The 26,422-nt window shown below is 66.5% G+C and carries 24 protein-coding genes; 13 read left to right on the top strand and 11 right to left on the bottom strand.

Annotated elements, in window-relative coordinates:
• Positions 1-26: 26 nt before the first annotated feature.
• Positions 27-1,496, bottom strand: coding sequence for an aldehyde dehydrogenase (locus AB0M45_RS05780; protein ID WP_364323332.1), 1,470 nt, complete (start codon positions 1,494-1,496; stop codon positions 27-29).
• A 318-nt stretch (positions 1,497-1,814) separates the two neighbouring features.
• On the opposite strand from AB0M45_RS05780, the gene AB0M45_RS05775 reads away from it, so the two are divergent.
• From AB0M45_RS05775 to AB0M45_RS05760, 4 genes are all read left to right on the top strand, one after another.
• On the top strand, positions 1,815-2,996 hold the full coding sequence (locus AB0M45_RS05775; RefSeq protein WP_364323330.1) for a cytochrome P450: 1,182 nt from the start codon (positions 1,815-1,817) through the stop codon (positions 2,994-2,996).
• Entirely contained in the window at positions 2,996-3,805 is an 810-nt protein-coding gene (locus AB0M45_RS05770) for an SDR family oxidoreductase (protein WP_364323328.1), read from the top strand. Before AB0M45_RS05775 ends, AB0M45_RS05770 begins: the two co-directional genes overlap by 1 nt.
• Positions 3,806-3,807: 2 nt before the next feature.
• Positions 3,808-4,002, top strand: coding sequence for a ferredoxin (locus AB0M45_RS05765; protein ID WP_364323326.1), 195 nt, complete (start codon positions 3,808-3,810; stop codon positions 4,000-4,002).
• A 137-nt stretch (positions 4,003-4,139) separates the two neighbouring features.
• Positions 4,140-5,732, top strand: coding sequence for a succinic semialdehyde dehydrogenase (locus AB0M45_RS05760; RefSeq protein ID WP_364323324.1), 1,593 nt, complete (start codon positions 4,140-4,142; stop codon positions 5,730-5,732).
• A 38-nt stretch (positions 5,733-5,770) separates the two neighbouring features.
• Here the strand turns inward: AB0M45_RS05760 and AB0M45_RS05755 are convergent, their stop codons facing one another.
• From AB0M45_RS05755 to AB0M45_RS05735, 5 genes are read right to left on the bottom strand one after another with little or no spacing between them, the layout of a single operon-like run.
• Positions 5,771-6,823, bottom strand: coding sequence for a LacI family DNA-binding transcriptional regulator (locus tag AB0M45_RS05755; RefSeq protein WP_364323322.1), 1,053 nt, complete (start codon positions 6,821-6,823; stop codon positions 5,771-5,773).
• Complete coding sequence (locus AB0M45_RS05750; RefSeq protein WP_364323320.1) at positions 6,795-8,222, bottom strand: adenylosuccinate lyase family protein; 1,428 nt, start codon at positions 8,220-8,222, stop codon at positions 6,795-6,797. Before AB0M45_RS05750 ends, AB0M45_RS05755 begins: the two co-directional genes overlap by 29 nt.
• Positions 8,223-8,247: 25 nt before the next feature.
• A complete protein-coding gene (locus AB0M45_RS05745) occupies positions 8,248-10,035 on the bottom strand; it encodes an iron ABC transporter permease (RefSeq protein WP_364323318.1) in 1,788 nt (595 codons plus the stop codon).
• Positions 10,032-11,090, bottom strand: a complete 1,059-nt coding sequence (locus tag AB0M45_RS05740) for an ABC transporter ATP-binding protein (protein WP_364323316.1) — start codon at positions 11,088-11,090, stop codon at positions 10,032-10,034. Before AB0M45_RS05740 ends, AB0M45_RS05745 begins: the two co-directional genes overlap by 4 nt.
• Before the next feature lie 38 nt (positions 11,091-11,128).
• Positions 11,129-12,166 carry an extracellular solute-binding protein gene (locus AB0M45_RS05735; RefSeq protein WP_364323314.1) on the bottom strand — a complete coding sequence of 346 codons (1,038 nt, stop codon included), beginning with the start codon at positions 12,164-12,166 and terminating at the stop codon, positions 11,129-11,131.
• A 416-nt stretch (positions 12,167-12,582) separates the two neighbouring features.
• On the opposite strand from AB0M45_RS05735, the gene galT reads away from it, so the two are divergent.
• The 3 genes from galT (at position 12,583) to AB0M45_RS05720 (ending at position 15,460) form a co-directional block, all read left to right on the top strand.
• Entirely contained in the window at positions 12,583-13,698 is a 1,116-nt protein-coding gene (galT, locus tag AB0M45_RS05730; protein WP_364323663.1) for a galactose-1-phosphate uridylyltransferase, read from the top strand.
• Positions 13,695-14,792 carry a galactokinase gene (galK, locus tag AB0M45_RS05725; protein ID WP_364323313.1) on the top strand — a complete coding sequence of 366 codons (1,098 nt, stop codon included), beginning with the start codon at positions 13,695-13,697 and terminating at the stop codon, positions 14,790-14,792. Before galT ends, galK begins: the two co-directional genes overlap by 4 nt.
• Before the next feature lie 182 nt (positions 14,793-14,974).
• A complete protein-coding gene (locus AB0M45_RS05720) occupies positions 14,975-15,460 on the top strand; it encodes a glutathione peroxidase (protein ID WP_364323311.1) in 486 nt (161 codons plus the stop codon).
• Positions 15,461-15,759: 299 nt separating this feature from the next.
• On the opposite strand, the gene AB0M45_RS05715 is transcribed toward AB0M45_RS05720, so the two are convergent.
• Complete coding sequence (locus AB0M45_RS05715) at positions 15,760-17,196, bottom strand: MFS transporter (protein WP_364323310.1); 1,437 nt, start codon at positions 17,194-17,196, stop codon at positions 15,760-15,762.
• A 380-nt stretch (positions 17,197-17,576) separates the two neighbouring features.
• Here AB0M45_RS05715 and AB0M45_RS05710 point away from each other — a divergent pair, with 380 nt between their 5' ends.
• A complete protein-coding gene (locus AB0M45_RS05710) occupies positions 17,577-18,005 on the top strand; it encodes a hypothetical protein (RefSeq protein ID WP_364323308.1) in 429 nt (142 codons plus the stop codon).
• Positions 18,006-18,048: 43 nt separating this feature from the next.
• Here AB0M45_RS05710 and AB0M45_RS05705 read toward each other — a convergent pair whose 3' ends face one another.
• Positions 18,049-18,174, bottom strand: a complete 126-nt coding sequence (locus AB0M45_RS05705) for an Rv1535 domain-containing protein (protein WP_364323306.1) — start codon at positions 18,172-18,174, stop codon at positions 18,049-18,051.
• A gap of 66 nt (positions 18,175-18,240) precedes the next feature.
• Here AB0M45_RS05705 and AB0M45_RS05700 point away from each other — a divergent pair, with 66 nt between their 5' ends.
• Complete coding sequence (locus AB0M45_RS05700) at positions 18,241-18,507, top strand: hypothetical protein (protein WP_364323304.1); 267 nt, start codon at positions 18,241-18,243, stop codon at positions 18,505-18,507.
• Between the two features lie 59 nt (positions 18,508-18,566).
• Here the strand turns inward: AB0M45_RS05700 and AB0M45_RS05695 are convergent, their stop codons facing one another.
• Both AB0M45_RS05695 and AB0M45_RS05690 read right to left on the bottom strand, forming a co-directional pair.
• Positions 18,567-20,228 carry a sulfatase-like hydrolase/transferase gene (locus tag AB0M45_RS05695; RefSeq protein WP_364323302.1) on the bottom strand — a complete coding sequence of 554 codons (1,662 nt, stop codon included), beginning with the start codon at positions 20,226-20,228 and terminating at the stop codon, positions 18,567-18,569.
• Between the two features lie 131 nt (positions 20,229-20,359).
• Complete coding sequence (locus AB0M45_RS05690) at positions 20,360-21,046, bottom strand: TetR/AcrR family transcriptional regulator (protein WP_364323300.1); 687 nt, start codon at positions 21,044-21,046, stop codon at positions 20,360-20,362.
• 148 nt (positions 21,047-21,194) lie between these two features.
• On the opposite strand from AB0M45_RS05690, the gene AB0M45_RS05685 reads away from it, so the two are divergent.
• Positions 21,195-22,130, top strand: a complete 936-nt coding sequence (locus AB0M45_RS05685; RefSeq protein WP_364323298.1) for an NAD-dependent epimerase/dehydratase family protein — start codon at positions 21,195-21,197, stop codon at positions 22,128-22,130.
• Between the two features lie 192 nt (positions 22,131-22,322).
• Here AB0M45_RS05685 and AB0M45_RS05680 read toward each other — a convergent pair whose 3' ends face one another.
• Positions 22,323-23,006, bottom strand: a complete 684-nt coding sequence (locus AB0M45_RS05680) for a PAS and ANTAR domain-containing protein (RefSeq protein ID WP_364323296.1) — start codon at positions 23,004-23,006, stop codon at positions 22,323-22,325.
• Positions 23,007-23,419: 413 nt separating this feature from the next.
• Between AB0M45_RS05680 and AB0M45_RS05675 the strand changes: the two genes are divergently transcribed.
• The 3 genes from AB0M45_RS05675 (at position 23,420) to AB0M45_RS05665 (ending at position 26,361) form a co-directional block, all read left to right on the top strand.
• Positions 23,420-24,115: a type 1 glutamine amidotransferase domain-containing protein gene (locus AB0M45_RS05675; protein WP_364323294.1), complete on the top strand. Its 696-nt coding sequence runs from the start codon at positions 23,420-23,422 to the stop codon at positions 24,113-24,115.
• 240 nt (positions 24,116-24,355) lie between these two features.
• Complete coding sequence (locus tag AB0M45_RS05670; RefSeq protein ID WP_364323292.1) at positions 24,356-25,420, top strand: DNA/RNA non-specific endonuclease; 1,065 nt, start codon at positions 24,356-24,358, stop codon at positions 25,418-25,420.
• 176 nt (positions 25,421-25,596) lie between these two features.
• Entirely contained in the window at positions 25,597-26,361 is a 765-nt protein-coding gene (locus tag AB0M45_RS05665) for a BTAD domain-containing putative transcriptional regulator (RefSeq protein WP_364323290.1), read from the top strand.
• Positions 26,362-26,422 lie beyond the last annotated feature (61 nt).

Genomic DNA, 26,422 nt, shown 5'->3' with positions numbered 1-26,422 from the left:
CCTCTGTGTTGTCCGGCGGTTGCGGTTCATCCGGCGGTGGCGATCAGCTTGGTTTCCAGGTACTCCTCGAATCCGGCGACGCCCATTTCGCGGCCGATGCCGGATTGTTTGTAGCCGCCGAACGGGGCGTCGGTGGAATACCAGACGCCGCCGTTGACGCTCAAGGTCCCGGTGCGCACGCGTTCGGTGACGCGCCGGACGCGGTCGGTGTCGGTACCCCACACCGAGCCGGAGAGGCCGTAGGGGGAGTCGTTGGCGATGCGGACGGCGTCCTCGTCGCCGTCGTGCGGAATGATCACCAGTACCGGGCCGAAGATCTCCTCGCGGGCGACCGTCGCGGTGTTGGGGACGTCCGCGATCAAGGTGGGTTCGAGGAAGAACCCGCGCTCGCGTTGTGGCGGCCGGCCGCCGCCGACCACGATCTGCCCGCCCTCGGCGCAGGCGATATCGAGATAGCGTTCGACCCTGGCGCGCTGGCGTTCGGAGATCAGCGGGCCGCAGATCGTGCGCGGGTCGGCCGGGTCGCCCGGCGTGATCGCGCCGAGGGTGGCCGCGGCGGCCTGCACGGCCTGGTCGTAGGCGGCGCGCGGGACCAGCAGGCGAGTGGTGAGCGCACATCCCTGCCCGGCGTGCACGCACACCGAGAACGCGGCTACCGAGCAGGCTCCCGCGATATCGGCGTCGTCCAGCACGATGAACGCCGACTTGCCGCCGAGTTCCAGGAACGCCTTCTTCAGTGTCGTCGCGGCGCCGGTCATGACGGCGCGGCCGGTGGCGGTGGAGCCGGTGAAGCTGATCATGTCGACGCGGGGGTCCTCGGTGAGCCGCGCGCCGAGCGCGTGGTCGGCAGAGGTCACGATGTTCACCACGCCGGGTGGGATGTCGGTCTCCTCGGCGATGATGGCCCCGACCGCCGCCGCGCACCACGGGGTGTCCGGCGCGGGCTTGAGCACCACGGTGTTGCCCGCCGCGAGCGCGGGGCCCAGTTTGGCGAAGTTGATCTGGTGCGGGAAGTTCCACGGCGTGATCGCCCCGACCACGCCGATCGGCTCGCGGCGCAGCACCCGGTGCGTCTTGATGCCCATCGGCTCGGCGATACCCAAATCGGTTTCCCACGCATAGGTTCGGGCGAGCCCGGCCGCGTAGCCCAAGTCAGCGACCGGGCCTTCCAACTGCGGCCCGCTGGTGAGCATGGCCGGTGCGCCCGCCTCGGCGATGGTGAGCTCGCGCAGTTCTTCGACGTGTGATCGCAGCGCGCTGCGCAGCTGTTCGAGGCAGTGGGCCCGGAAAGTGTGATCGCGCGACCAGTCGGTGTGGTCGAACGCCGTGCGTGCGGCGTCGATGGCCGCGTCGAGATCGGCCGCGTTCGCGTTCGCGGCCCGGCCGAGGATCTCCTCGGTCGCGGGGTTCACCGTCGCGAAGACTCCGTCAGCGCCCTCGACCAGCTTGCCGCCGATCAGCAGGCGCGACCCGTCGGCGGGCAGGAGGCTGTTCATAGGCTTGCTCCGATACTGTCTGGACAGGTGTACGGAATATAGTCTCGGGCGGCGAATAGTTGCAATAACAGGTTCTAACTTGATCATCCTCGCCGAGGTTACGGCCGACGGGTGGAATCTGCGGCCGTTCGTCGGTTTCGTGCCTAAGGTGCTCGATAGTTGAAGGTCGGCTCGGTACGGATTGTCGGAGGGCAGAGCCGATGGTAGTGTCCAGACACATGTCCAGCTATCTGTCTCCGCGCCCGGAGCGATGCTTTCGTGCCCCGGGAACCTGTTACCGAATAAGGAGGGCGTGAGGTGACGGCGGCGGTGCAGCCCGTGACATTCGATCCGTACGACTACCAGTTCCACGAGGACCCGTATCCGACATATCGGCGGCTGCGGCAGGAGGCCCCGCTGTATCACAACCCGGACCTGGATTTCTGGGCGCTGTCTCGGCACGCGGACGTGACCGGAGCGTTTCGCGACAGTGCGCGGTTGTCGAGTGCGAACGGCGTGTCGTTGGATCCGGCGGCATGGGGTCCGCACGCGCATCGGGTGATGTCGTTCCTGGCGATGGACGATCCGCGGCATATGCGGATGCGGCGACTGGTCTACAAAGGCTTCACGCCGAAGCGGGTCGCGGAGATGGAGGACCGCATCCGGGAGTTGACGCTGTCGTACTTGGAACCGGCGCTGGCGGGCGAGACCTTCGATTGGATCGACCAGGTCGCGGGCAAGCTGCCGATGGACGTGATCTCCGAGCTGATGGGCGTGCCGGAGGCCGACCGCACGGAGATCCGCAGGCTGGCCGACCTGGTCGTGCACCGCGATGACGGCGTGCTCGACATCCCGCCGGCCGCGGCCGAAGCATCGATGAAGCTACTGAGCTACTACGCCGAGATGGTGGCCGAGCGGCGACGTGTGCCGCGTGAGGATCTGACTTCGGCGCTGCTGGAAGCCGAGATCGACAGTGACCGGTTGTCCGACGAGGAGATCATCGGGTTCCTGTTCTTGATGGTGGTGGCCGGGAACGAGACCACGACGAAGCTGCTGGGTAACGCACTGTATTGGGGTGCGCGCAATCCCGGGGAGTTCGCGAAGGTGGTCGCCGATCCGGATCTGGTCTCCGACTGGGTCGAAGAGACACTGCGCTACGACACCTCCAGCCAGATCATCGCGCGTACCGCGACGGAGGATCTCGCCTATCACGACGGTTCCATTCCGGCGGGCGCCAAGGTGCTGTTGCTGATCGGATCGGCCAACCGCGACCCCGACGTTTTCGATGACGGCGACACCTTCCGCATCGATCGTGCCGACAAGTCCGGGTTGGCCAGTTTCGGCGCGGGCGTGCACTTCTGTCTCGGCGCGCATTTGGCCAGGCTGGAGGCGGGCGTCGCCTTGCGCGAGTTCGCGTCCCGAGTGCGCTCCTACGGCGTGCTGAAGTCCGGTATCGCGCGCGTGCATTCCTCGAACGTGCGCGGTTTCGCCCACCTTCCCATCACCGTGGAGAACCGATAGTGCCCAGATTCGCACCCCATCCGCTACGCAGGCCCGCCCTCGTCTCCGGCGCGTCCTCCGGGATCGGCGCGGCCACCGCCGCGACGCTGGCCGAATTGGGCCACCCGGTCGCGCTCGGTGCTCGGCGCGTCGAGCAGTGCGCCGAGCTGGCGGACAAGATCCGCGCGAACGGCGGCGAGGCCTTCGCGCACCGGCTGGATGTCACCGAGCCGGACTCGATCGAGGAGTTCGTGAGTGCCGCCGAGGACGCCTTGGGGCCCACCGAGATCCTGGTGTCCAGCGCGGGCGACATCGAGTTCGGCCAGGTGCACGCGATGGATCCGGAACGATTCCTGCGCCAGGTGCACGTCCATCTCGGCGGCGCGCATCGCTTGGTGCACCGGGTGCTGCCCGGCATGCTGCGCAGGCAACGCGGTGACGTCGTGCTGATCAGCTCGGACTGCGCGCCGGAGCCGCGTCCGCGCACCGGCGCCTACAGTGCCGCGAAGGCGGGCCTGGAGGCGATGGCCGTGCAGATGCGGAGGGAGCTGGAGGGCACCGGGATTCGCGCCTCGCTGGTGCGGCCGGGCCCGGCCCTCACCGGGATGGGCATGGATTCCACCCCGGAGGTCGTCGGCCCACTGCTGGAGGACTGGAAGACCTGGGGATTCGCCAGGCATCCGTACATGTTGCGCGCGAGCGACCTGGCCGCCGCGGTGGTCGCGGTGGTGTCGACGCCGCGGGGCGCGCATCTGGTCTTGGTCGAGGTGCAACCCGAGGCGCCGGTGCGACCGCTGGATGCCTCGTCCGACGGGGAGAACGGAAGCTGACGATGCGAGTTCTTGTCGATCTGGATCTGTGTCAGGGGCATGCGGTGTGTCAGGACGAGGCGCCGGACGCGTTCCACGTTCCCAAGCGCGGCAAGGTGGAGATTGTCCATACCGCCGATTCGTCATCGCGGGCCGACGTGGAGCGCGCGGTCCGCTACTGCCCGACGCAAGCCTTGTCGATCATCGCGGACGACTGAGCGAAATCTCCGGTCCCGGCGGGTAGGCATGCGCTGCCGGGGCGAATACCATGGACGAAAACCGGAACGTGTTCTAATTTAGGTCCGGTATCCGGCCCGGCACCTGCGACGATGCCCGACGTCATGGAGAAGACCCGATGAGCACAGCACACACCGAGAAGGCGGCGGGCACCCTGCCCGCCAGGATCACCGGGGAGCTGATCGAGCGGCTGACCGGCCTGATCGCCGCCGACGGTAGCGCGGCGCCGTTCCCGATGACGGAGGTCTACACCGGCGCGCCGGTCGGCGATCTGCCGCAGTCGACGCCGCAGGACGTGCTGGCCGCGTGCGCGAAAGCCCGTGCCGCGCAGACCGAATGGGCCGCGCGGCCGCTGCGGGAGCGGTTGCGCGTTTTCGAGCGGGCGCATGAACTGATCCTGCGCGAAGTGGAGACCATCGCCGACCTCATCCAGATCGGCTGCGGCAAGACCCGCCGCATGGCGGTCGAGGAATCCTGCGACGTGCCGATGGTGATCAGCCACTACCTGAAGACCGCGCGCCGCGTGCTGCGGCCGAAACGGCGCGGCGGTCCGATGCCGCTGCTGACCACCTCGACCGAGGAGCATCGCCCCAAGGGCCTCGTTGCGGTGATCGCCCCATGGAACTTCCCCTTCGCCATCGCCCTGTCCGACGCCATGCCCGCCCTCATGGCGGGCAACGGCGTCGTACTGAAGCCGGACAACAAGACCGCGTTGTGCGTGCTGTTCGGCGTCGAACTGCTGCACCGCGCCGGGCTGCCGCGCGGACTGGTCCAGGTGGTGTGCGGTGCGGGACCCGACATCGGGCCGACCCTGATCGACAGCGTCGATTTCGTCATGTTCACCGGTTCCACCGCCACCGGCCGGATCGTCGGCGAACAGACCGGACGCAACCTCATCGGATGCAGCCTGGAACTCGGCGGCAAGAACCCGATGATCGTGCTCGCCGACGCGAACCTGGACGAGGTGATCCCCGGCGCGGTGTTCGCGGCGTTCGCCAACTCCGGGCAGGCGTGCATGCACATCGAACGGATCTACGTGCATCGCGACATCCATGACGAGTTCCTGCGCCGATTGGTCGCGGCCGCCGCGGAATTGAACGGCAAGATCGGCGCCGCCTACGACTACACACCGGAGTTCGGCTCCTTGGTCTCCCCGCAGCACCTCGAACGGGTCGCCGCCCACGTCGAAGACGCCCGCGCCAAAGGCGCCACCGTGCACGTGGGCGGTATAGCGCGCCCCGACATCGGTCCCGCCTTCTACGAAGCCACCGTGCTGACCGGCGTGACCCCGGAGATGACCCACGCGACGCTGGAGACCTTCGGCCCGGCCGTCACCGTGTATCCGTTCTCCGACGAGCAGGAGGCGGTCCGGCTCGCCAATGCCACCGACTACGGGTTGAACGCCAGCGTGTGGAGCCGCGATCCGGCGCACGCCGAACGGATCGCCGCCCAGCTGCAGGCGGGCAATATCAACATCAACGACGGCTTCGTCGCGACCTACGCCGCCAAGGCCACGCCGTCGGGCGGGGTGAAGCAGTCCGGCGTCGGCACCCGCCACGGTGACCAGGGCCTGCTGAAATACACCGACACCGTCAACGTCGGCGTGCTCAAACGGCAGGTACTCGCCGCACGGGCGGGCCAGCCCTACGACAAGCAGCTGAAGATGACCCTGATGTCGCTGCGGCTCATGCGCCGAACCAAACTGCGCTGAGCCGAGTCGGCCGGGTTACCTGTCGATCTTCGCCCGTCTCAGTCCGCTCGGGGGGCACCTGGGGAGCAACCGCAGGACCGTCGGACAGTCAATTCGGACGGGACGACAGTGGTCACCGGCCCGGTGACATCGCCGGTCAGTCGATCGTGGAGCATTTGGGCCGCACGGCGGCCGAACTCGAGCGGATGGCGGCGGATCGTGGTCAGCGGGGGCTCCATCAGTTCGGCATGGCCGACATCGTCGAAGCTGATAACTCGGGTGCTCATGGCCCGTCCGGCGTCGTGGAGCGCGCGATAGACGCCCAGCGCGATGTCGTCGCTATGACAGATGATGCCATCGAACGCCGGTTGGTTCGCGAGCAGTTGGCGCCCTGCCGCGAGACCACCGCGCGCGGTTGTCGGGGAAGTGATGTCGATGAGCCGCTCCAGTGCGAGGCCATGGCGTTCGGCCGCGGCCCGCGCTCCGGCGAGATGGTCCCGCCGGGCAACCGAATCCGTCGGCCCGCCGAGATAGGCGACAGTGCGGCAGCCGTGCCAGAACAGATGATCTGCCGCCAAATCGCCATCAGCGACGTCATCGGTGTGCAAGTAGAGATCAGGGTCCTCACCCGCGGCGCGGGTCAAGAACAGCAGTGGGATCCCGCGGGCAGCAAACGATTCGAGAGCAAGCGGATCGGTCGTGAAGGCCGGAACCATCACCACACCGGCGACGTTGCTCTCCTGGAGAAAAGTGACCAGCTGCGCCTGGCGGTCGACATCGTTGAGGGTGTTCGCCAGCAACGACACGTAGCCTAGCCGGGCCAGCCGCTCTTCGAGCCCGACGATCACCTCGGCGAAGAACGGATTCGTCACAGTGGTGACCACTACGCCGATGACATTGCTGCGACCGGCTCGCAGCGAAGCAGCACTTCGGTTGTAGATATAGCCGAGTTCGTCCATCGCCTGCTGGACGCGGTCACGCGTCCGTTGCGACACCCGGCCGGTGCCGCGGACGACCAGGGACGCGGTCGCCCGGGACACGCCTGCCAGGATTGCTACGTCCTGCAAGGTCGCGTATCGGGTCTCATCCTGCTGCTTCGTCAACTGTTGCACCCGCCTCCCCTCTCCGCGTCGGCGCGGTCGGTCCAGTTGCCGGTGCTCTTCCCGCGCAGCGAACAACCGCCGCACGAGCGCGGTCGACCTGCTCGCGCGCGATGACCGGAGCCAACCCGAGGTGCGCGTCGGGCTCGAGCAAAGTCTCGATGGCCTGGCCGTCGAGCTTACCGGCGACGCGGGGATCCGCGGCAAGAGCGGCAGCGAACTGTACGTCGGTGGTTATCGCGGTGTGTGCTGCGTCATAGACCAGCTCATGTGCGGTCTGCCGACCAAGGGTTCTACCGAGCCGCAGCATGATCGCCTCGGACAAGATCATCCCATCGGACAGGTCGAGATTGCGGCGCATGCGTTCTCGATCCAGACGCAGTCCGGCGACGACGACTTCGATGCGGGCCAATGATTCCGCGGTCAGCTCACAAGCACGCCGCTGCGTCTCGAACAACAGGGACGAGGCGTTGTCGGCCTCATGCTCGCCCATTGCCGATTCGAGCGCCAGCGGTGCCAATGCCCGAATCTCGGCGGTGATACCGATGACGTCCTGACACAGCTGCGGATTGCGTTTGTGCGGCATCGTCGAGCTGCCCACTGTGCCGGCCGGGATCGGCTCCTCCGCCTCCTGGTACTCCGTCTTCATCAGCTGATAGATCTCGCGGGCGATCTTTCCGCTGGTGGCGGCGACCAGCCCGAGCACGGTGACCAGTTCGGCCTGATGATCGCCGATGCTGCGGGAAGGAACGGCCATCAGACCCAGCCCCAGCCGGTCGGCGATGAGTCGCTGCAGCTGCGGGGCCTGCTCGCCCAGCGACGCAGAGGTTCCCGCGGCGCCACCGAGCAGGGCGACGAACAGTCGCGGCCCCAGCTGGTCGAGCCGCTCGAGATGGCGCAGATACTCGTCGATCCACGCGGCGCTCTTGTATCCGAAAGTGATCGGCACAGCGTGCTGCCCGTGCGTGCGGCCGGCCATGAGCATGTCCGCGCTGCGGTCGGTGAGTTCGGCGAGCGCGGCGAGGATGCTCAGCAGCTGTTTCCGGATCAGGATGCAGGCGCGACGCAGCAACAAGGTGTCGCCCGTCTGAGTGATGTTCTGGGTGGTGGCTCCCCAGTGCACCCATCCGCCGTGTGGTGGCTCCACGGTGCGGCTGAGCTCGACGATCAACGGCATCAACGGGTGGCTGGTTCGCTCCATTTCGGCTTCGATGCGAGCTACATCCAGCCGGTCCAGCTGACAGCCGCGCGCAATGGCGGGGCCGGCTTCTGGTGGAATCAGGTCCAGGTCCGATTCCGAAAGGGCCAGCGCCGCTTCCACATCGAGCCAGCACTGCCAGCGCGCCAACGTATCGAACATCGGTTCCATCCCGCTCGGCGGCACCCGGCCGGACGTGAATCGCTTTGCCATGTGTCAGTACCTGTCTCTGTCGTGGTCAGATGCCCGCATGGGTGACTACCGTCGCCGCAGGCCGTTGCCGCCGGTTGTGTTGCAGGATGTTGTTGATGATGAGAACGGCGAGGATCAACGTGATCTGCAGCGTCCCGTACGCCGCGGCCGTGCCGAATTCGGACGAATAGATGCGGCGGTAGATCTCCACCGACAGCGGCGGATAGCTGGCCGGATAGACGACCACCGACGCGACGTACTCGCCCACACCGTCGACGAAGGCGAGCAATGCCCCCGCGACGATGCCTTTTGAGACCAATGGGATCGTGACCGTGCGCAGGACCCGCAGCGGTCCTGATCCGAGACTGAGGGCGGCCTCCTCCAGTGCGGGATCGACAGTGCCGAGCGCCGCGCCGGTCGACCGGAAGACCAGTGGCACGAATCGAACGAAATACGCGACGGGCAGGATCCACAAGGTCCCGACCAGCGAGATCCCGAGATTGCTCGGTTGCGGTTCGTTGAACGCGGTGACGAGGTTGACGCCGACGACAGTGCCGGGCAGGGCCCACGGCAGCATCACCATGATGTCGACCACGCCGCGGCCGGGTCCGCGCCAGCGGGCGACGATGTATGCCGCGGCGACACCGATCAGGACGGCTCCCACGGTGGCGAGAAAGCTCATTTGGATGCTGACCGACATCGGTAGCAGGCTGCCCGGATCGGTGAACAGCGTGGCGTAATTGCCCAGGGTGTAGGCCGGCGGCAGGATCTGGGTCGTCCACGAGTTGTCCACCGAAAACGACACCAGCACAACGGTGAGCACGGGGGCCATCAGCATGAGAGCCAGCACGGTCGCGCCCACCGCGGCAACCCAGCGTATCGGCCCTCGGCTCGCGGTCCGGTCACGCTGAATTCCCTTGGACAGACTGCGGTGCACACGCCGACCTTGATACCAGCGCATCGAGAGCAGAAAACAGATCGACACGACGGCCAGCCCCGTCGCTTGAGTGGCAGCCAGTTCAGTGTTACCACCGGTTTTGGTGGCGACGATCTGCATTGTCAGCGTCTGCACGTTGTAGAGCTGCGGAGCGGTGAACGACGCCATCGAGATCATGAACGTCAGCAGGGCCCCGGATACCAGCGCCGGAGTCAACATCGGCAGGACAACCGTGCGCCACACCCGAATTCGGCTCGCGCCGAGGTTGTACGCGGCGGCTTCCAACGACGAGTCCATCCCGGCCAGACCCGCGGCCACCGGCAGATAGAAGAACGGGAACATGGTGAACACGTGCACCAGCACCACACCACCGACGCCGTTCACCGCCACCGTGCCTGGATCGACACCGAACCAGTGCGACAGTGTCCGCGGCACAATTCCGGTCACGCTGTAGAGCAACACGAACGACACCGCGCCGATCAATGGCGGCAGTGCCATCGGGACAATTGCGGCGATCTCGAGAATCCGGCGGCCCGGAAACTCGAAGCGGTTCACCGCGACCGCGAGCAGAGTGCCGATGATGCCGCACCCGAGAACCGACGCAAGCGAGATGCCCACCGACAGCACCAGCGCCGTGCCCGACCCACCGTGGAGGAACGTCTCGTAGTTCGCCAGAATGCCTTCGCCCCGCGTGCTCGTGACTGCGGTGTGAACCATCGGAACGACAACGAAGAGGAGGAGAACCGCCAGCACCGCCACCGTGGGCAGGTAGATGAACCTATCGCTGGAACTGCCCGGCAGCCGGCGACGCAATTCCTTCCAGCGGCCCGGCGCGGATCCCGGCGACTTCGGGGCGTCTGGGACGGGCGAGGCGTTTTCGGCAGCGACGGCGGTCATGACTGCACCAACCATGGTTGCCCGGAACCGATGCCGATCGCGACATCGTCACCGATCCGTGGCCGGCCGATCGCGTCGGGCATGCTGATCCGCAACGTCAGATCCGGCGTTGCCACGGTGTAAGTGCTGGCCGCGCCGATGAATTCGATGCCGGTGACTATTCCCTCGACCACCGCTCGTTCTGGGGTGGTGAATTCCAAGGTTTCCGGTCGCAGTGACAGGGCGAGTTCATCACCGGCACTGATGGGGCCGAACGCCGGTATCGGTACCGTAACGGACGACCCGCCGGCGAGCCTGACGCAGACCTCGCGATCGTTCACGTCGACCACCGTCACCGGCACCACATTGCTGCGCCCGATGAAGCGGGCCACAAAGGCCGTAGCGGGGCGGTGATACACGGCCGACGGCGTGTCGATCTGATGTACACGACCACGATCGAGCACCGCGATACGGTCGCTCATCGCCATCGCCTCGGCCTGATCATGGGTGACGTAGACGGTCGTGATTCCGGCTTCCGACTGCACCCGCCGGATCTCGGCACGGGTTTCCTCCCGTAGCTTCGCATCCAGGTTCGACAGCGGTTCGTCCAGCAGTAGTACCGATGGCGCGATGACCACTGCCCGGGCGAGTGCGACGCGCTGCTGCTGTCCACCGGAGAGCTGGTCGATCCGGCGATGTCCGTATCCGGCGAGCCCGACCTGTTCGAGCGCCACGCCGACACGTTCGGTACGCGACTTCTTGTCGACCTTGCGCGCTCGCAGCCCGTACGCGATGTTCTCGGCGACGGTCATATGGGGAAACAGCGCGTAGTTCTGGAACACCATGCCGGTGTCCCGGCGGTTCGGTGCCGTTCTCGTGACGTCCTTGTCTTCGAACAAGATTCGGCCCCGCGTCGGGGCGACGAAGCCCGCGATGATTCGCAGCAGGGTGGACTTGCCACAACCGGACGGGCCGAGCAGGGTGAACAGCTCGCCGGCGGCGATAGTGGCGTGCATGGATATGTCGGTGGTGGTGTCGTAGGTCTTCTGAATGTGATCGAGTTCGATCGGTATCACGATGTCTCCAACTGGACCGGGGCTTTACTGCGGCTTTGTCAGCGGTGGTTCTTGATGTTCTGAACCCAATAGTCGATCCACTTGTCCTCCTCGCGATTCACCGTCGCCCAATCCACCGGCATCTCGTGTAGACCGATTCCGGCCAGCCAGGCCGGATCCCGTGGGAGCGGCACCGTCGGGAGCTGAAACGTCTGGTCGGCCAACATCTGCTGAGTGGACAGGCGGAACAGGAACTCCAGGAAGGTGTCTGCATTGCCGCCATGCGGTCCGTTTCTGATCTTGCCGACACCATCGAGCTGCGTCAGCACACCCGACGTGGGCACCACCGGCGTGAACGGCGCACCATTGGCCCGTTGTACCAGGATGTCTTGCAGATTCCAGACACTGATCGGCGCCTCTTGCCGTCGCATACGCAGAAACAGGTCGTTCGGATTCGGAGCGTATGCCACGGTATTGCGGTCCAGAGCGTGCAGGAAGTCGTAACCCTGCTGCGGGTTGCCGGTCCCGGCAAAGGAACGACCGATCAAGGCGCCGTAGATGCTGCGCATCGTTCCCGACGCCGCGACATCACGGATCAGCAGCTTGCCCTTCTGCGCCGGCGCGATCAGGTCGTCCCAATCCTTCGGCGCCTGCGCGGCATCGACCATCGCGTGGTTGTAGAAGATCAGGTTGGCCGTGCGCATCTCGCCCAGCCACAAATTGCCCGACCCCCGAAACGGTTCCGGAACATGGGCGATGGCGTCATCACGAGCAGGAGCCAGCAGACCGGCTTGCACGGCTTTGCCGAATTGCTGTGGTGTGCCGCCCCACCATATGTCCGCCTGGGGGCGATGCGCCTCGGCCCGGACTCGCTCGAACGCCTCGCCCGCCCCCAGGGTCAGCACCCGCACGCGTCCCTTGTACTCCGGGTTCGCGGCCTCGAACGCGTCGATGACCTTTCGCGAGATGCTGCTCGGGCGCGCCGTGTAGATGGTCAGCGCGGTGGCGGTGGGCCCGGATGTCAGCCCACACGCAGACCCCGTGCATGCCAGTACCGCTGCCAGCAACAGCACAACCCACGACTTAGTGGCCTTCATCGATGAACGCCCTCTCGCGCAAAACACGTGACCTCCGCGACTACTGAGAGCGAAAAGGCGCGCCGGGTAGCCATACTCGAGGTGGTGGTAGATCGATCTACCACCCGGCTACAGGGAACCATCCCCGCAACGTGCCGTCAATAGGTACGCGGCCAACCGACGAGCCCGCAGAGCGATCTGTCCAACGCCGGCCGGGTCCGAATCGACATCGATGGTTTCAGCCCGAAGCGCCGTATCGACGGTGCCACCACCCCGGTTCATCCGATGTGAGCGCTCCCAATCGTCGGTGTACTGTCCGTCCGAGTCTTCCTCGAGCACCGATCGGAGGTCGCCATGGCGGCGCCGCCACTGCACCGCACGCCCACCTCGGCCCAGTTCTCCCCCCGGGCGGGCCAGTGATCACCACCCGCCGGAAGCTGGCCGACGGCCGGGAGATCCTGTACTTCGACGCTGACCCCGGCGTTCCGCGCACCGTGGCCGATACTCGCGAGCTGCCGCAGACGACCACACATTCGCAGCGGCGCTTCGATCCGCTACTGGGGGAGTGGGTAGTGATCGCCTCGCACCGGCAGACCCGGACTTTCTTGCCGCCCGCCGATCTATGCCCGCTGTGCCCGTCCACGCCGGAGCGAGTCACCGAGATCCCCGAATCCGACTATCAGGTGGTTGTTTTCGAGAATCGGTTCCCGTCGCTGTCCACTGGTCACGAAGACCCGGCCGGTCCCGATGCAGCGCCGGATGCCGACGGGTCGGGATCGACCGGCGCGACCGTCGCGGGCTCACCGCTGACGCCGCTGCGCGACGGTTTCGGCCGCTGTGAAGTGGTGTGCTTCACCAGCGAGCACGACTCCTCGTTCGCCCAATTGGATCCCGAGCGCGCCCGATTGGTGGTGGACGCCTGGGCGCAGCGCAGTGCGGAACTGGCCGACATCGATGGCATCGGGCAGGTGTTCTGCTTCGAGAACCACGGCGAGGAGATCGGGGTGACGCTGTCGCATCCGCATGGACAGATCTACGCCTACCCATTCGTCACACCGCGGGTGACCAGGATATCCGATAACGCAAGGCGATATCGAAAAGCCCACGGCGGCAACCTGTTCGGCGACCTGTTGGCCAGCGAGCGGGCGGCCGGGCTGCGGGTAGTGGCGGCCAACGAGGAGTGGACGGCGTTCGTGCCGCCGTTCGCGCGCTGGCCCTACGAGGTGTTGCTGTATCCACATCGTCGCGTCGCCGACCTTCCCGAACTCGATGCCGCGCAGCGCGACGCATTCGCGACGCTGTATCTGGATGTGCTGCACCGCTTTGCGCACTGCTTCGCCAGCCCGATGCCCTATATCGCCGCGTGGAATCAGGCGCCGACGCCGAGATCGGATGTACCTCGCGAGGATTGGTGGCTGCACCTGCAGTTGTTCTCGATCCGCCGGTCGGCGGACAAGTTGAAGTACCTGGCCGGCTCGGAGTCCGGAATGTCGGTGTTCATCAGCGACACCACGCCGGAGATGGTCGCTGCCGAATTGCGGGAGGCGCGGTGACGAGCGGGGTATGGGCGGCGCCCGGACGGGTCAACATCATCGGCGAGCACACCGACTACAACGACGGCTACGCCCTGCCGATCGCCGTCCCCCAGGTGGTGACCTGTACTGCGACGGCGACCAGAGATGGCTGGGCACGGGTCTCCTCGCGGCAGCATCCCGGCGAGCCGGTGAACGCGCCGATCGCGGGACTGGCCGAGGCCGACGTGTCCGGCTGGGCCCGGTATCCGCTCGGCGTGGTGCACGAATACTTTCGTCGCGGACACGCGGTCGCGGGCGTGACATTGGAGCTGAACGGCGCGGTGCCGGTCGGCGCCGGGCTGTCCTCCTCGGCGGCGGTGGAGTGTGCGGTGGCAATAGCGTTGCGCGACCTGTTCACGCTGCCTGTCGCCGACACCGACCTCATCGATATCGGCCGGGCCGCGGAGAACACCTACGTCGGCGCGGCCACCGGCACCCTGGATCAGTCGGCTTCGGTGCTGTGCACCGCCGGGCACGCGTTGTTCCTCGACTTCGGCAAGGGCGAGCACACACAGGTCCCGTTCGATCTGGCCGCGGCGGGGCTGCAGCTGCTGGTGGTCGACACCGATACCCCGCATCAGCTGGTCGACGGCGAATACGGCAAGCGCCGCACCGAATGTGAGCAGGCGGCCGCGGCGCTCGGCGTGCGCACGCTGCGCGAAGTCATCGACGTCGCCGAAACGGACCGGATCGGCGATCCTGTGCTGCGGCGGCGGGCCCGCCATATCGTCGCCGAGAACGCCCGGGTGCTCGCGGTCGTCGACACCCTGCGCGGTCGTCACGATCCGCGCGAGATCGGGCCGATCCTCACCGCGGGGCATACATCACTGCGCGACGATTTCGAGATCTCCACACCGCAACTCGACACCGCTGTCGATTCGGCGCTAGCGGCGGGCGCCTATGGCGCCCGTATGGTGGGCGGTGGCTTCGGCGGTAGCATCATCGCCCTGACCGATGCCGATCGCACGCGGGACATCGCCGCTGCCATAGCGACACGGTTCCGCAGCGAGGATTTCACGGCGCCCCGGACCTTCGTGGCGCTACCGTCGGCCGGGGCACGTCGGATCTCGTAATCAGCGCCAGCCGGAATCCGTTGTGGTCGATCTCGGCGTGCGATCGTGGTCGACAGCCAGGCGCGGCACGCACAGCACGACCGCGCCGTCCGTCCATGATCGGCGACGACCTAGCCGGACGATCCGGTACCGTGGCCCTCGGGGTGGATCAACGGAATCGAGAATGGGTAGGTCCGATACGAATGAGCCTTCGAGACGTTCCGCTGCGCACGTTGTCCGGTGCGCCGACCACGCTGGCCGACTTGGTCGGCGACCGCGCTGTCCTGCTGGTCAACGTGGCCTCGAGATGCGGCCTGACACCGCAGTATTCCGGCCTGGTCGAACTGCACAAGTCCTACGGTCCCCGCGGATTCAGCGTGGTCGGCGTGCCCTCCAACCAATTCATGGGCCAGGAGCCGGGCACCGCCGAGGAGATCCAGCAGTTCTGTTCCACCACCTACGGCGTGGACTTCCCGCTGCTGGAGAAGACCGACGTCAACGGTGACAACCGCCACGCCCTCTACCAGAGCCTGGTGGAATCTGCCGACGCCGACGGCAACGCCGGTGACATCCAGTGGAACTTCGAGAAGTTCCTCATCGACCGGGATGGGAAAGTAGCGGGCCGCTTCCGCCCGACGGTGACGCCCGAGGCGCCCGAACTCGTCGCAGCGATCGAAACCGTTCTCTGACACAGCCTCGGAAACCGGAGCGGTCGTCCGCCGACGGCCAGTGTCGTGGGACGTGGCTCCGGTGGGTTCGGGTCCGGGATGAAAGCCCTCGCCGTCGAGTTCTATGCCGAGCGCGAAAACGCCCATCCGACACCTTCTTTCGTACCGCGATCGACCACAGCGCACCGATTGCGGCTGCCCGGCTCCGAGGTGACCCGGGCCGCCGCCGGCGCACCCCTTGCGAGCATGGCGTGCGGCGGCAGCCGGGCGCGATGGTTTGCGTCGCGATGATTCGAAGGTTGTCGAATAGCAGCGTGCGGTTACCGCGCCGCGCGGGCCGCGAACGCCGCGGCGAGCAGGACCGTGACGCCCTCGGCGATCGACGTGACGCCCAGCGCGTGCGCCGCGCTCGACACCGTGCTGCCCGTGAGGCCGAGGAAGAGCGACCCGAAGGTGGCGATGCCGACCACTATGCCGAGCTGCACGGTGGTCACCAGGATGCCGCTCGCATCGGCCGCCAGAGTCATCGGGACCTTGGCCAGCGTGCGCGTCATGAGCGGACTGAACGCCAGGCCGTTGCCGACGCCGCACAAGCCGAGCAGTACCAGCGCGATCACGCCGACATCGGCTCCGTCGCGCAGCAGCGTGCCGAGCGCGACCATGCTTGCCGCCCCGAGCACGAGTCCGAGCGGGATCATGGTGGCGTGGAACCGATTCGGGATTCGCTCCCAGTTCAGGCTGGCCACCGCGAAGGTCACCCCGAGCGGGACGAACAGCAGGCCCGCATGCAGCGCGCTGTAGCCGAGCGTGCTCTGCAGGTGTATCGCCATGACGAACATCCATCCGCCGAAGGTCGCCATGATCACGAACAACGTGACCGCGGTGAGCACCAGGCCCGGAGCCGGGAGGACCGGCCGAGCGAACAGTGGTTCGCCGCCGCGCGCCGCGACCAGCCGCTCGATGGTCACGAACAGTGCGAGGCCGATAACGCTGGCGCCCAACGAAATCCACGACCACAGCGGCCAATCCAGCTCACGGCCGAGCACCAGCGGAAGCACCAGCAGCAGCACCGAAACGGTGAGCGTCGCCAACCCGGGCAGGTCGAGCTTGCGCTCGACGCGCTGGGTCGCCGACGGCAGGACGCGCGGCGCCACGGCGAGCAGCACCACGCCGATCGGCACGTTCACCAAGAACACACCGCGCCAGCTGCTGCCGAACAGGTCGGCGTTGACGATGAGGCCGCCGAGCACCTGTCCGGCGACCATGCCGCCGGAGATGATCGCCGAGTACACACTGAGCGCCCTGGCCCTGGCGTCACCGGTGAAGACGCGCTGGATGAGCGTCATGATCTGCGGAACCATCGCCGCCGCGCCGACGCCCTGCGCGAACCGGAAGACGATCAACGATGTCTCGTTCCACGCCAGCCCGCAGGCCAGTGAGGCCACCGTGAACCCCGCCAGTCCCGCGATGAACGTGCGGCGCTGGGTGAACCGGTCGCCGAGCCGCGCGCCGGTGACCAGCAGGACGGCGTAGGCGATGACGTAACCGGCGACGATCAGCTGCAGAGCCGAGCCGCTGGTGTGCAACGAGCCGCGAATCGAGGGAATCGCCACGTTGACGATGGAAGCGTCGAGCACGGCCATGAACTGGCCGGTGAGGATGACCGTGAGGATGGCCAGCGGACGCCGCGCTCGCAGCGCGGCGGGCGGTGCGGCGGCGCGCGTCGCCGCCGCACCCGACGGGATGGTCTGTGTCATGCTCCGAGCTTGCGGTGTGCCGGGCACCGGTAACAGGAGCCCAATAACACTGGTACCGGCAGCACCAGGCTGAGCGCCTGTGCCACAAGGGATGGAGTTTGGGCACAGTGCCTGCTCGACCTGAGATTGCGAGAAATTAGCCGAACGGATCGACATCGTCGGGCGGCGGATCGAAAACCATTCCATCCAGCGGCTGTTCGAGGCCGTGATCATGGACCGGCAAATCTGGCTTCTGCGTGGTGCGTCCCACGTAGCGGTGCAGGAGAGCAAGTCGGGCACGCTGGCGGGTACTTCTCGGCGCTTCAGGGACGCAACTCCGTCTCCGGAGTAAACTCCGGTTTGCTCGTTAGTGTCTGAACGGTGAACACGACGGAGTGAAAATGAACATTTCCGAAGGCGCGGTGGACGTGATCACCCGGACAGCCGACGCGACGGCGGCTGCGGCCGGGGCCGTGGGCGGTGCCGCCGTCAATGGCGTTATCGGCGGCTTGCAGGGCGCCGCCTCCGGCGTGAAGAGCGGGCTGAGCAGAGGCAGCCACTCGACACCGGCGGCCGCGCTGACTTTGGCGGCGATCGGTGCCGCGGGTTTGGTGGACTGGCCCGTGCTGCTGGGTGTCGGAGGCACAGCCCTGGTGATCCGGCAGCTCAATCAGCGGTCGAGCAAGCAATCGGCGCCCGGCGCTTCCGGTCGTCCCGAACGCCTCGAGCCGCATTCGGAAAGCGGCCGAACGCCCGGCAAAGGCGACGAAGGCGTGACCCCCGCGCGTAAGAGCAAGGCGCCGACGCGGCGCTCGCCGGGCAAGGGTTAGCCGCCGACGGTGGATCTGAGCCGACTGGTCCGGCGCCGTTGGATCAGTCGACGATCTCGATGACGCCCAAGCGCCACAGCACCGCGTACATCTCGCGCAACGGCACGGTCAGTACCTGCGTCAGCGCATCCGTCAACGGTTCCGAGCCGGCTCCTACACCAGTTTTCATCACGCCAGACACCGTGCGGACGTCAGGCGTCGACTTCGCGAATGCACCATGACCGGGAGGCAACAAATGGCCGAAAAGTCGGCTACAAGCCACAGGAACGCCGTCGATCGGGTGCTGGCTGCGCAGGGTTTCGCGGTGGAGCTGCCGGTGGTCGGCCGGGTCCGCATCCCTCGGCCCGAGCAGTTGGCATACTACGGCGCACTCGGCGCGCTGGCCGCGGCGGAGATCATCGAATGGCCCGTCGCGCTGGCCCTCGGGGCCGGTCATTGGCTGGTGCAGAATCAGCACAATCGCGTCGCCCACGAAATCGGCGAAGCCCTCGAAGAGGCGTGACCGAGCGGCGACTCCTGCTCGACCGGGCGAGCACACTCATGCGGATTCGAGGGCGCCGTCTAGGACGGGGGCACGAGATCCAGCAGGGCTTTACCGATCCGCTCGGCTTGGACGAGGACGTTCGTCTGCGCTGATATGTAGTCGCCGATACCTTCCTCTTGGGCGTCCCGCAGATACGGCGGCAGCGGCTGCTGGATCTCGTTCCGGATGACGTTGTCGAGCAGCGCTTCCATCTCGCCGCGCAATGGGTTTCCGGTGGCGGCCTGATTGTCGAGCTCGAGGCGGCCGCCGTCGCTGCTGTAGTCGTAGAGTTCGAATTCCTGCTCGCTCGCCGCATCGATCTGGATCTGGCCGCGCACCCAATGCGAGTAGGAAGTGAATTTCGCGTCGGCGGTGCGCACCATCGCCACGTGGCCCGGCGCGTTCTGGTTGAACAGGATCGCGGCTTCTTCGATCGAGTCCTCGTCGGTGGTGTGCGCGACCCAGGGACGGCCCGCGGCGCCCGGGTTACGGCAGAGCGCGGCGAGGTCGAGTCGCCCGCTGAGGTGTTCGTAGCGTCCGTCGCCGCGCCAGCCGTTTCCGCCGGTGGCGATGGTGAGCAGCAATGGCGTGAAATCGACGCTCGAGGTGAGCTGGGTCCTGGTGCTCGTACCCGCGACCGGGCTGAGGTAGCCGCGCGGATCGTGGACGTAGAGCGGAACCCGGATCGCCTCGTCGTAGGCGGCGCCGCCTTTGCCGTGCAAGCCGTGCGAACCGGCGTAATCGCCGTGGTCGGAGGTGAAGACGATGACGGTGTTGGCCGCGACCTCTGGACGGGAGTTCAGGGTGTCGAGCACGCGCCCGATCTGGATGTCGACCTGCTGCTGGGCCCAGAGATAGAGGTTGCGCATGTCGATCCACGCGTGCACGGCTTCCGGCGTTCCATAGGGCGCCGGCCCGAATGCCACGGCCGAGACCTCGACCAGCGCCATCTGCAGCCGGGGCTTCTTCGATAGTTGGTCGAGCGATTCGAAATTGGGCGGAAGATCGTTCATCCAGCGCGGGATGTCGGCGTTGAATTGGTCGCGGCGGGTCCAGCGTGGCCACCACTGGATGTCGTGCGGGTTGACCAGCGACACGGTGGTGCACCACGGTGCGCTGCCGGAATCGTTGTGGAACCAATCGACGAATTGGTCGACGATCTTCGGATCCGCTTGCAGCCCTTGGCCCGGAGCGCCATTGGGCGAGGGATAGGTGCCGCCGTGAAACCCGTACGCTTCGAGCGCGCCCGGCGTCCGATCCGGGTAGCTACCGAGATGCCACTTGCCCCAGTAGGTGGTGTCGTACCCGTGCTCGCGCAGCATCGACCCCCACGTCGGGAACAGCGGTGTCAGCGTCGACTCCGACACGACCATCACGCCGGTCTGCTGCGAGTAGAGGCCGGTCAGCAGGCAACCGCGAGCCGGTGTACAGTCGTTCGCCGCGGTGTAGTGGTTCTCGAATGACACACCGCCCTCGCGTATCCGGGCGATATTCGGCAGCACGCCATCCAATATTCCCTGATCGGGAAACCACATCGGTGTCCGCATCTCGTCCACGATGATCACCAGGATGTTCGGCTTGTCCGGGTCGATATCCGCTCGCGCTTTGCCCGGGGCGGCCCCGGCCGAGACAGCGGCCGCGGCCGTTGCCGACGTGGCCGCGCTGGTCAGGAATCCCCTTCGAGTGAACGAGCTCGGCAATGTTCCTCCACGAGTGAGTGATGTTCGGTCATCGAGCGGAACGCGGCGTATCTCGGTGCTGTCACCGTAGCGTCGAGCGGCGGATGGCCGCCCGAACCGGCCGCAGACACGCCGTTGCCGAGCCGGACCGGCTACGGCAGGCCCACCAGATCCGCCATCAGGTTCATGTGGTGGGCGAAGTACTCGGCACGGGCTTCGATGATGGTGTCGAGGCGGCCGAAGATTTCGAAGTTGAGCAGGCCGAACAGGTGGGTCCAGGCGACGAAGACTCGGTCGAGCACCTCCTCGGGCAGGTCGGATGATTGCTGCTCGATGAGGCGGCGCAGGTCGGCGCGCACGGGCGCGGGCAGCGGAGTCGGAAGCGGTGGCGGCGTCAGCTCTTCCGCGCCGGCCTGCGCGATCGCGACCAGCCGGAGGACAACGGCGGCCGCGGGCGCCACGGTGTCCTCCGGTGCGTGGTAACCGGGTGCCGGACTGCCGTACAGCAGGCCGTACTCGGCCGGATGTGCCAGCGCCCAGTCCCGGACGGACGACCACACCGCAAGCCATCGCCGGCGAAGGTCGGTGGCGGGCGGCCTCGCGTCGGCGGCTTCGGCGGTGGCGGCGAGCGCTCGGTACGCCTCCATGATCAAAGCCGTCAGCAGGTCGTCGCGGCTCGGGAAATACCGGTAGAGCGCGGAGGCGACGATGCCGAGGTCGCGCGCGACGCCGCGGAGGGACAGATTCGCGCCATCCACCGCCAGTCGTCGGCGCGCGGCCGCCTTGATCTCCTCGGTCATCTCGGAGCGGACGCGGGCGCGCAACGACGAAGCGGACATGCCCGAAGTATAGAGAACAAGTAACCGTTCAGAGAACATCTGGCCGGATAGAGAACGGTGTTCTTGACTCGGGTCGGTGTTCACGGCTATGGTCATCGAGAAAGAGAACAATGTTCTCGGAACGGAACGCCAGACAGGATGGATTGCCATGTCTCTGCACGTCGTCATCGGGGCCGGCCCGGTTGGATCGGCGACCGCCCAGTTGCTCGCCGCGCGCGGCGACCGGGTGCGCTTGATCACCCGCAGCGGTAGCGGCCCGGGTCACCCGCTGGTTGAGCGGATCGCCGCCGACGCGACCGATGCTGCTGTTCTGAGCAGGCATTGTGCGGGCGCGGGCGTCGTCTTCCAGTGCGCTCAGCCCCCGTATCACCGCTGGATCACAGATTTCCCGCCGCTGGCCGCCGCAGCGCTCCATGCGGCCGAGGCGACCGGCGCGGGATTGCTCAGTGTCGGAAACCTTTATGGCTACGGGCAAGTCGACGGGCCGATCACCGAACGGCAACCGCTGCGCCCCAACAGCGAAAAAGGTCGGGTGCGTGCGGAACTATGGGGCCAGGCGCATGCCGCCCACGAGGCGGGCCGGATCCGTACCGCCGAGGTGCGCGGGTCGGATTATCTGGGTGCCGGGGCGAAATCGGTCTTCACCGCCATTGCTCTGCCCGCCTTGCTCGCGGGCCGCCGGGTGCTGTTCCCCGCCGATCTGGACGCAGCGCACAGCTGGACCGATGTCGGCGACACCGCGCGCACTCTGGTGGCGGTTGCGGATGACGAAAACGCCTGGGGTCGAGCATGGCACACGCCGACAGCGCCGCCGATGTCCATCCGCGAGCTTGCTGAACTAGCCGCGACGGTCGCCGGTGCATCATCCGCGCGCGTGCGCAGAATGCCCGCCGCGATGCTCTGGGCCGCCGGGCTTTTCGATCCCGACGCCCGCGAGCTGCCCGAGCTGCGCTACCAGTTCGATCGTCCGTTCGTCATCGATTCCTCCGCCGCCACCGCGGAATTCGGCATCGAACCGACTCCTACCGCAGACGCGCTGCGCGCCACTATCGCCGCCTTTCGTGCCGAACCGGCACCCCACTAGCCAGGCATGGTGCTCAGGTGCGGTCACACGCCCGCCCCTTACTGGTGGAGCTGTCCGGGGACGAGCACGATTCAGCCGATCCTGTCGTGACTCCGCCTGCGGCTTGCGTTCCGTTATGAGGCGGAATGGTGCCGCCCGGCCACAGCGCGCGGTGATGTGGGAATGGTCCGGTCCTCCAGCGGCACGCGCCGGTCAATCGGCGAACGATCCGGGTGAGGTCACACGGTCGTGCAGAGTCAGCAGGAGATGGTCGAAACGGGTGCGCTGCTGCACCAGCGCACCGCCCATCGCGACGATGTCGGAGACCAGTTGCTCGGCCAGCGTGCGGATCTTGATGTTGGTTTCCTGGGAGCGCCAGCGCAGCACCCGGAACGCCTGATCGGCAGTGATGCCGTAGACGAACATGACGATGCCTTTGGCCTGTTCGATCACCGCGCGGGCGTCGATGAGATCGGGTAGCAGGTCATCGAGGGTTTCCTGCCGGTTGTCCTGCAGCGTCTCGGTGACATCGAGATAGTAGCCCGCGGTGCCGACGACGGTGCCGTCCTCGTCGACCAGTTGATCGCCGATCACGATCACGTCGTGCGTGTCGCCGGACGTGTCGATGATCCGGTGGCGGCTGCAGAACGGCGCAGCCGTCTCGATGGCCTCGGTGAGCGTTTCGGTGACCTGCTCGCGGTCGTCGGGGTGCTGATGCCTCAGCACCAGCTCGGTGGAAGGCTCGGCCTCACCGGGGGAGTAGCCGTGCATCGCGGCGACGTCCTCGGACCACTCCCACCTATGATCGGCGAACCAGAATCGAAAGCTGCCGATGTCGGGGCAGCCGCCGAGCACCGTGTGAGCGGAGTCCTGCTGGCACCGTCCCGTCTCTGTCATTTGTCCAGTATGGCTCCGCCACCTGCTCGGCTCGGGCCGAGGTCCCCAGTGGCCCGGGTACCCGTGACCATTGCGTTTCGGCCGCCGCCGGGGGTCAGGGCATGCGGCGGACCCAGAAGCGGATCGCGGCGAGCGGGCCAGGGCGCGGACAGCGATGCCGATGCCACCTGGCCATCGGACGGGTGTCGTCCGCGTGGGCATCGGAAGCATCGCGTCAGTGTTCGCCAGTCCATCGAAATTCCGATGTCTGAAATCGGTCCTCTTATCCGTCAGCCATGGATGTGCAGGACTACCGTCGACGGTGTCGCGGCTGATGACCAGCGTGCCTGGAGAACCGCCGAGAAGTGCGGGTCAAGCGCGACCTTGTTCGATGATCGAACCCCGGTTACCGGGTTCCGGACGACGGAGACAACATGTCGAAGATCCTTTTCGTGATGACCGGCGTCGACCACTGGACGCTCGCCGACGGGACGAAGCACCCGACCGGCTTCTGGGCCGAGGAGTTCGTGGTGCCCTTCGAGAAGCTGAAGGCCGCGGGCCACGAGATCGTCGTCGCCACGCCCGGGGGCGTCGTACCGAGCGTGGACGAGAGCAGCCTCGCCGCGGAGGTCAACGGCGGTCAGGAGACCGCCGAGCATCGGGCGCAGGTGATCGCCGCGAGTGCCGAGCTGAACAACCCTGTCGTCCTGGCGGACGTCGGCCTCGCGGACTACGCGGCGGTGTTCTACCCGGGCGGGCACGGACCGATGGAAGATCTCGCGGTCGACGCCGACTCCGGACGCCTGCTCACCGCTGCCTTGACATCGGGCAAGCCCTTGGCGGTGGTGTGCCATGCACCGGCCGCATTACTGGCCGCCACCGAGGACGATGGCGCCGACAGCTTCGCGGGCTACACCCTGACCGGCTTCACCAACGCCGAAGAGACGCAGGCGGGTTTCGCCGGAAAAGCCAAGTGGCTGCTCCAGGACCGCCTGATCCAGATCGGTGCCGATTTCCGCGAGGCCGACCCGTGGACGCCGAACGTGGTGGTGGACCGCACGCTGATCACCGGCCAGAATCCGGCTTCGTCGGCGGGCGTCGCGGACGAGTTGCTGAAGACGCTGCCCTGATGACGGTCGCCGGCCGGCTCCGGTGACGTGCTCGGCGGCCGGGGCCGCTCAGAGCCCGGTCTGGATGTCGGTGTGTCCGACAGTCGATTCAATTCTCAATTAAACAAATTGTATGACCCATAAAGGACTCCTTTCGAGTAGTTCGCTACTCGTGCAGCTCGCTGTCCGGCGAGCCCAGGATGGTGGTGGCTGGTGACTTGCGCCCGGCGTCACCAGGTTCGTCCGAACATGGAGTCGACAATGCCTGCGAAAAACCCTTTATCCGACCGTCGGCAGGGCGATCTGATCCTCGCCCTGCGAAAGTTCCTCCGGACCACCGGTGAGGATTTGCTGGCGGATCCCGACATTTCCTCGATCGGGGTCGGCTGCAAGGAGATCGACGGGGAACCGGCCACCGAGATATCGGTGCGGTTCACCGTGAACGAGGAGGTATCCGAACCGGAAGTGTTCGAAGCGCTGGCAACGTCGGTTCCGGAGCGCCTCACCGTGACGGAGGCCACGGCCGCAACCGGATACGACCCGCGGTTCCTCGCGTCGCAGATTTCGCCACCCGTGGTCGACGCGGCGGTTCGTCCCGACATCGCGACGTCGTTCGACGGCTCGGAGGTGCTGCATTACACGCATTTCTCCCTCGCGATGCGCCGCTCACGCCGGTTTGCCGTCTGGGTGGCATGGAACATCGACGGCGCCTCGATGAAGAAACTCTCGCGAAAGAAGATCGACTTCGTCAAAGACCCGAGACTCGATGCGGATGCACAGGTCGGCAACGAGTTGTACCGCGAAAACCGGCTCGATCGCGGCCACCTTGCGCGACGGGCCGATCTGCTCTGGGGCAGTCCGAGTGAGGCCGCGAAAGCCAACAAGGACTCGTTCTTCTACACCAACATCACCCCGCAGATGGACGACTTCAACCAGAGCGCGCGCAACGGGATCTGGGGCCGTCTCGAAGACGCGGTCTTCGCCGACGCCAGCGTCGACGACCTCAAAGTGAGCGCGTTCGGCGGCCCGGTCTTCGCCGACGACGACCGGGAGTTCCGGCAAGTCAAGATTCCGCGCGAGTTCTGGAAGGTCATCGCGTTCGTCGAGAACGGCGAACTGAAGGCCCGCGGATTTCTGCTGAGCCAGAACCTGCAGCCACTCGAAGCGCTGGACCTGGACGAGTTCCGCGTCTTCCAGGTTCCGCTGACCGAAATCGAGCAGCGGGCACTGGTCCACTTTCCGCAAACCCTGCGAGACGCAGACCTCCACGTGGCGCCGGAGGAAGTGTCCGGTCCGTTGAGCGCGGTTTCGGAGATCCAGTGGTGAATGGAAGGCGAATATTGCCCCGGGATCACGTACTGGGCTACTCGTGTCAACAGTTCGTGGTATGGGCATGATTTCTGCTATGGGGCAGCCGAAATCCACCGGCCCGCCGTACGTCATCGAAATGAAGACCGACGTCGCGATCGAGTAGTGAAATGGTGCTCATCGACCACAATGCCATGAATACAACATGTTTCCAGCTCACGTTGGTCGAGGAATTCGCCGTGCGCGGCGGCGGTCGCCGGCTTTCCGTTCCGCACGCGGCAGAACGGGTGCTGACCTATCTGGCACTGCTGAATCGACCGGTCGCCCGTGGCCGCCTTGCCGGGGCGTTGTGGCCGGAATGTGCTGATCGTTGCGCGGCGCAACGTCTGCGAACCGCTCTGTGGCGCTTGCGCCGCGTCCAGGACGCACTCGTGGAGATCAGCGGTGATCGGCTTCGTCTCCACCCGGATGTATCCGTGGACCTGGCATACCTCACCGAATTGGCGCACAAACTGGTTCACCAGCCTTGTTCGGAGGATCTCGCGCGAGTTCCGCTACTACTGACTCGCGGGGAGCTGCTGCCGGACTGGGACGAGGAGTGGGTGGTCGTCGACCGGGAACGTTATCGATTGGCCCGGGTCGCGGCGCTCGAATCGGCGGCCGAAGCATTGCTGGAACGTCGGCAGGTCGGCGCCGCCCTGATGGCGGCGTCGGCGGTCGTCGCGGCCGAGCCACTTCGAGAAAGCTCCCGCCGCATTCTGATGCGGATTCATCTCGCCCAGGGCAACAAGGTCGACGCCCTCCGCGAATACCAGCGATACCGGAACCTGTTGTGGGCCGAGTTCGACGCGGAGCCGTCGCCTGAGATCGAGGCACTGCTGCTTCGCGTCCACGAGTGCGATGCCGTGACGATCGAGCGCCTCCCGGATCACGGGCACGAGGCACTGCGAACTCCGTGACGACGATGGCGAACCTCATCGGGTGAGACCTTCCGCGCCGGGGAGACGGCGAGGTGACGGT

This window comes from Nocardia sp. NPDC051787 (assembly GCF_040681325.1).
In the GTDB taxonomy this organism is placed as follows: domain Bacteria; phylum Actinomycetota; class Actinomycetes; order Mycobacteriales; family Mycobacteriaceae; genus Nocardia.
This window is presented reverse-complemented; position numbering and strand designations above follow the sequence as displayed.

Coding starts and splice junctions, on each gene's coding strand:
- AB0M45_RS05780 (WP_364323332.1), bottom strand. CDS start 1,496: ATGAACAGCCTCCTGCCCGCCGACGGGTCGCGCCTGCTGATCGGCGGC.
- AB0M45_RS05765 (WP_364323326.1), top strand. CDS start 3,808: ATGCGAGTTCTTGTCGATCTGGATCTGTGTCAGGGGCATGCGGTGTGT.
- AB0M45_RS05760 (WP_364323324.1), top strand. CDS start 4,140: ATGAGCACAGCACACACCGAGAAGGCGGCGGGCACCCTGCCCGCCAGG.
- AB0M45_RS05750 (WP_364323320.1), bottom strand. CDS start 8,222: ATGGCAAAGCGATTCACGTCCGGCCGGGTGCCGCCGAGCGGGATGGAA.
- AB0M45_RS05745 (WP_364323318.1), bottom strand. CDS start 10,035: ATGACCGCCGTCGCTGCCGAAAACGCCTCGCCCGTCCCAGACGCCCCG.
- AB0M45_RS05735 (WP_364323314.1), bottom strand. CDS start 12,166: ATGAAGGCCACTAAGTCGTGGGTTGTGCTGTTGCTGGCAGCGGTACTG.
- AB0M45_RS05720 (WP_364323311.1), top strand. CDS start 14,975: ATGAGCCTTCGAGACGTTCCGCTGCGCACGTTGTCCGGTGCGCCGACC.
- AB0M45_RS05715 (WP_364323310.1), bottom strand. CDS start 17,196: ATGACACAGACCATCCCGTCGGGTGCGGCGGCGACGCGCGCCGCCGCA.
- AB0M45_RS05710 (WP_364323308.1), top strand. CDS start 17,577: ATGAACATTTCCGAAGGCGCGGTGGACGTGATCACCCGGACAGCCGAC.
- AB0M45_RS05705 (WP_364323306.1), bottom strand. CDS start 18,174: ATGAAAACTGGTGTAGGAGCCGGCTCGGAACCGTTGACGGATGCGCTG.
- AB0M45_RS05700 (WP_364323304.1), top strand. CDS start 18,241: ATGGCCGAAAAGTCGGCTACAAGCCACAGGAACGCCGTCGATCGGGTG.
- AB0M45_RS05690 (WP_364323300.1), bottom strand. CDS start 21,046: ATGTCCGCTTCGTCGTTGCGCGCCCGCGTCCGCTCCGAGATGACCGAG.
- AB0M45_RS05685 (WP_364323298.1), top strand. CDS start 21,195: ATGTCTCTGCACGTCGTCATCGGGGCCGGCCCGGTTGGATCGGCGACC.
- AB0M45_RS05680 (WP_364323296.1), bottom strand. CDS start 23,006: ATGACAGAGACGGGACGGTGCCAGCAGGACTCCGCTCACACGGTGCTC.
- AB0M45_RS05675 (WP_364323294.1), top strand. CDS start 23,420: ATGTCGAAGATCCTTTTCGTGATGACCGGCGTCGACCACTGGACGCTC.
- AB0M45_RS05670 (WP_364323292.1), top strand. CDS start 24,356: ATGCCTGCGAAAAACCCTTTATCCGACCGTCGGCAGGGCGATCTGATC.
- AB0M45_RS05665 (WP_364323290.1), top strand. CDS start 25,597: ATGAATACAACATGTTTCCAGCTCACGTTGGTCGAGGAATTCGCCGTG.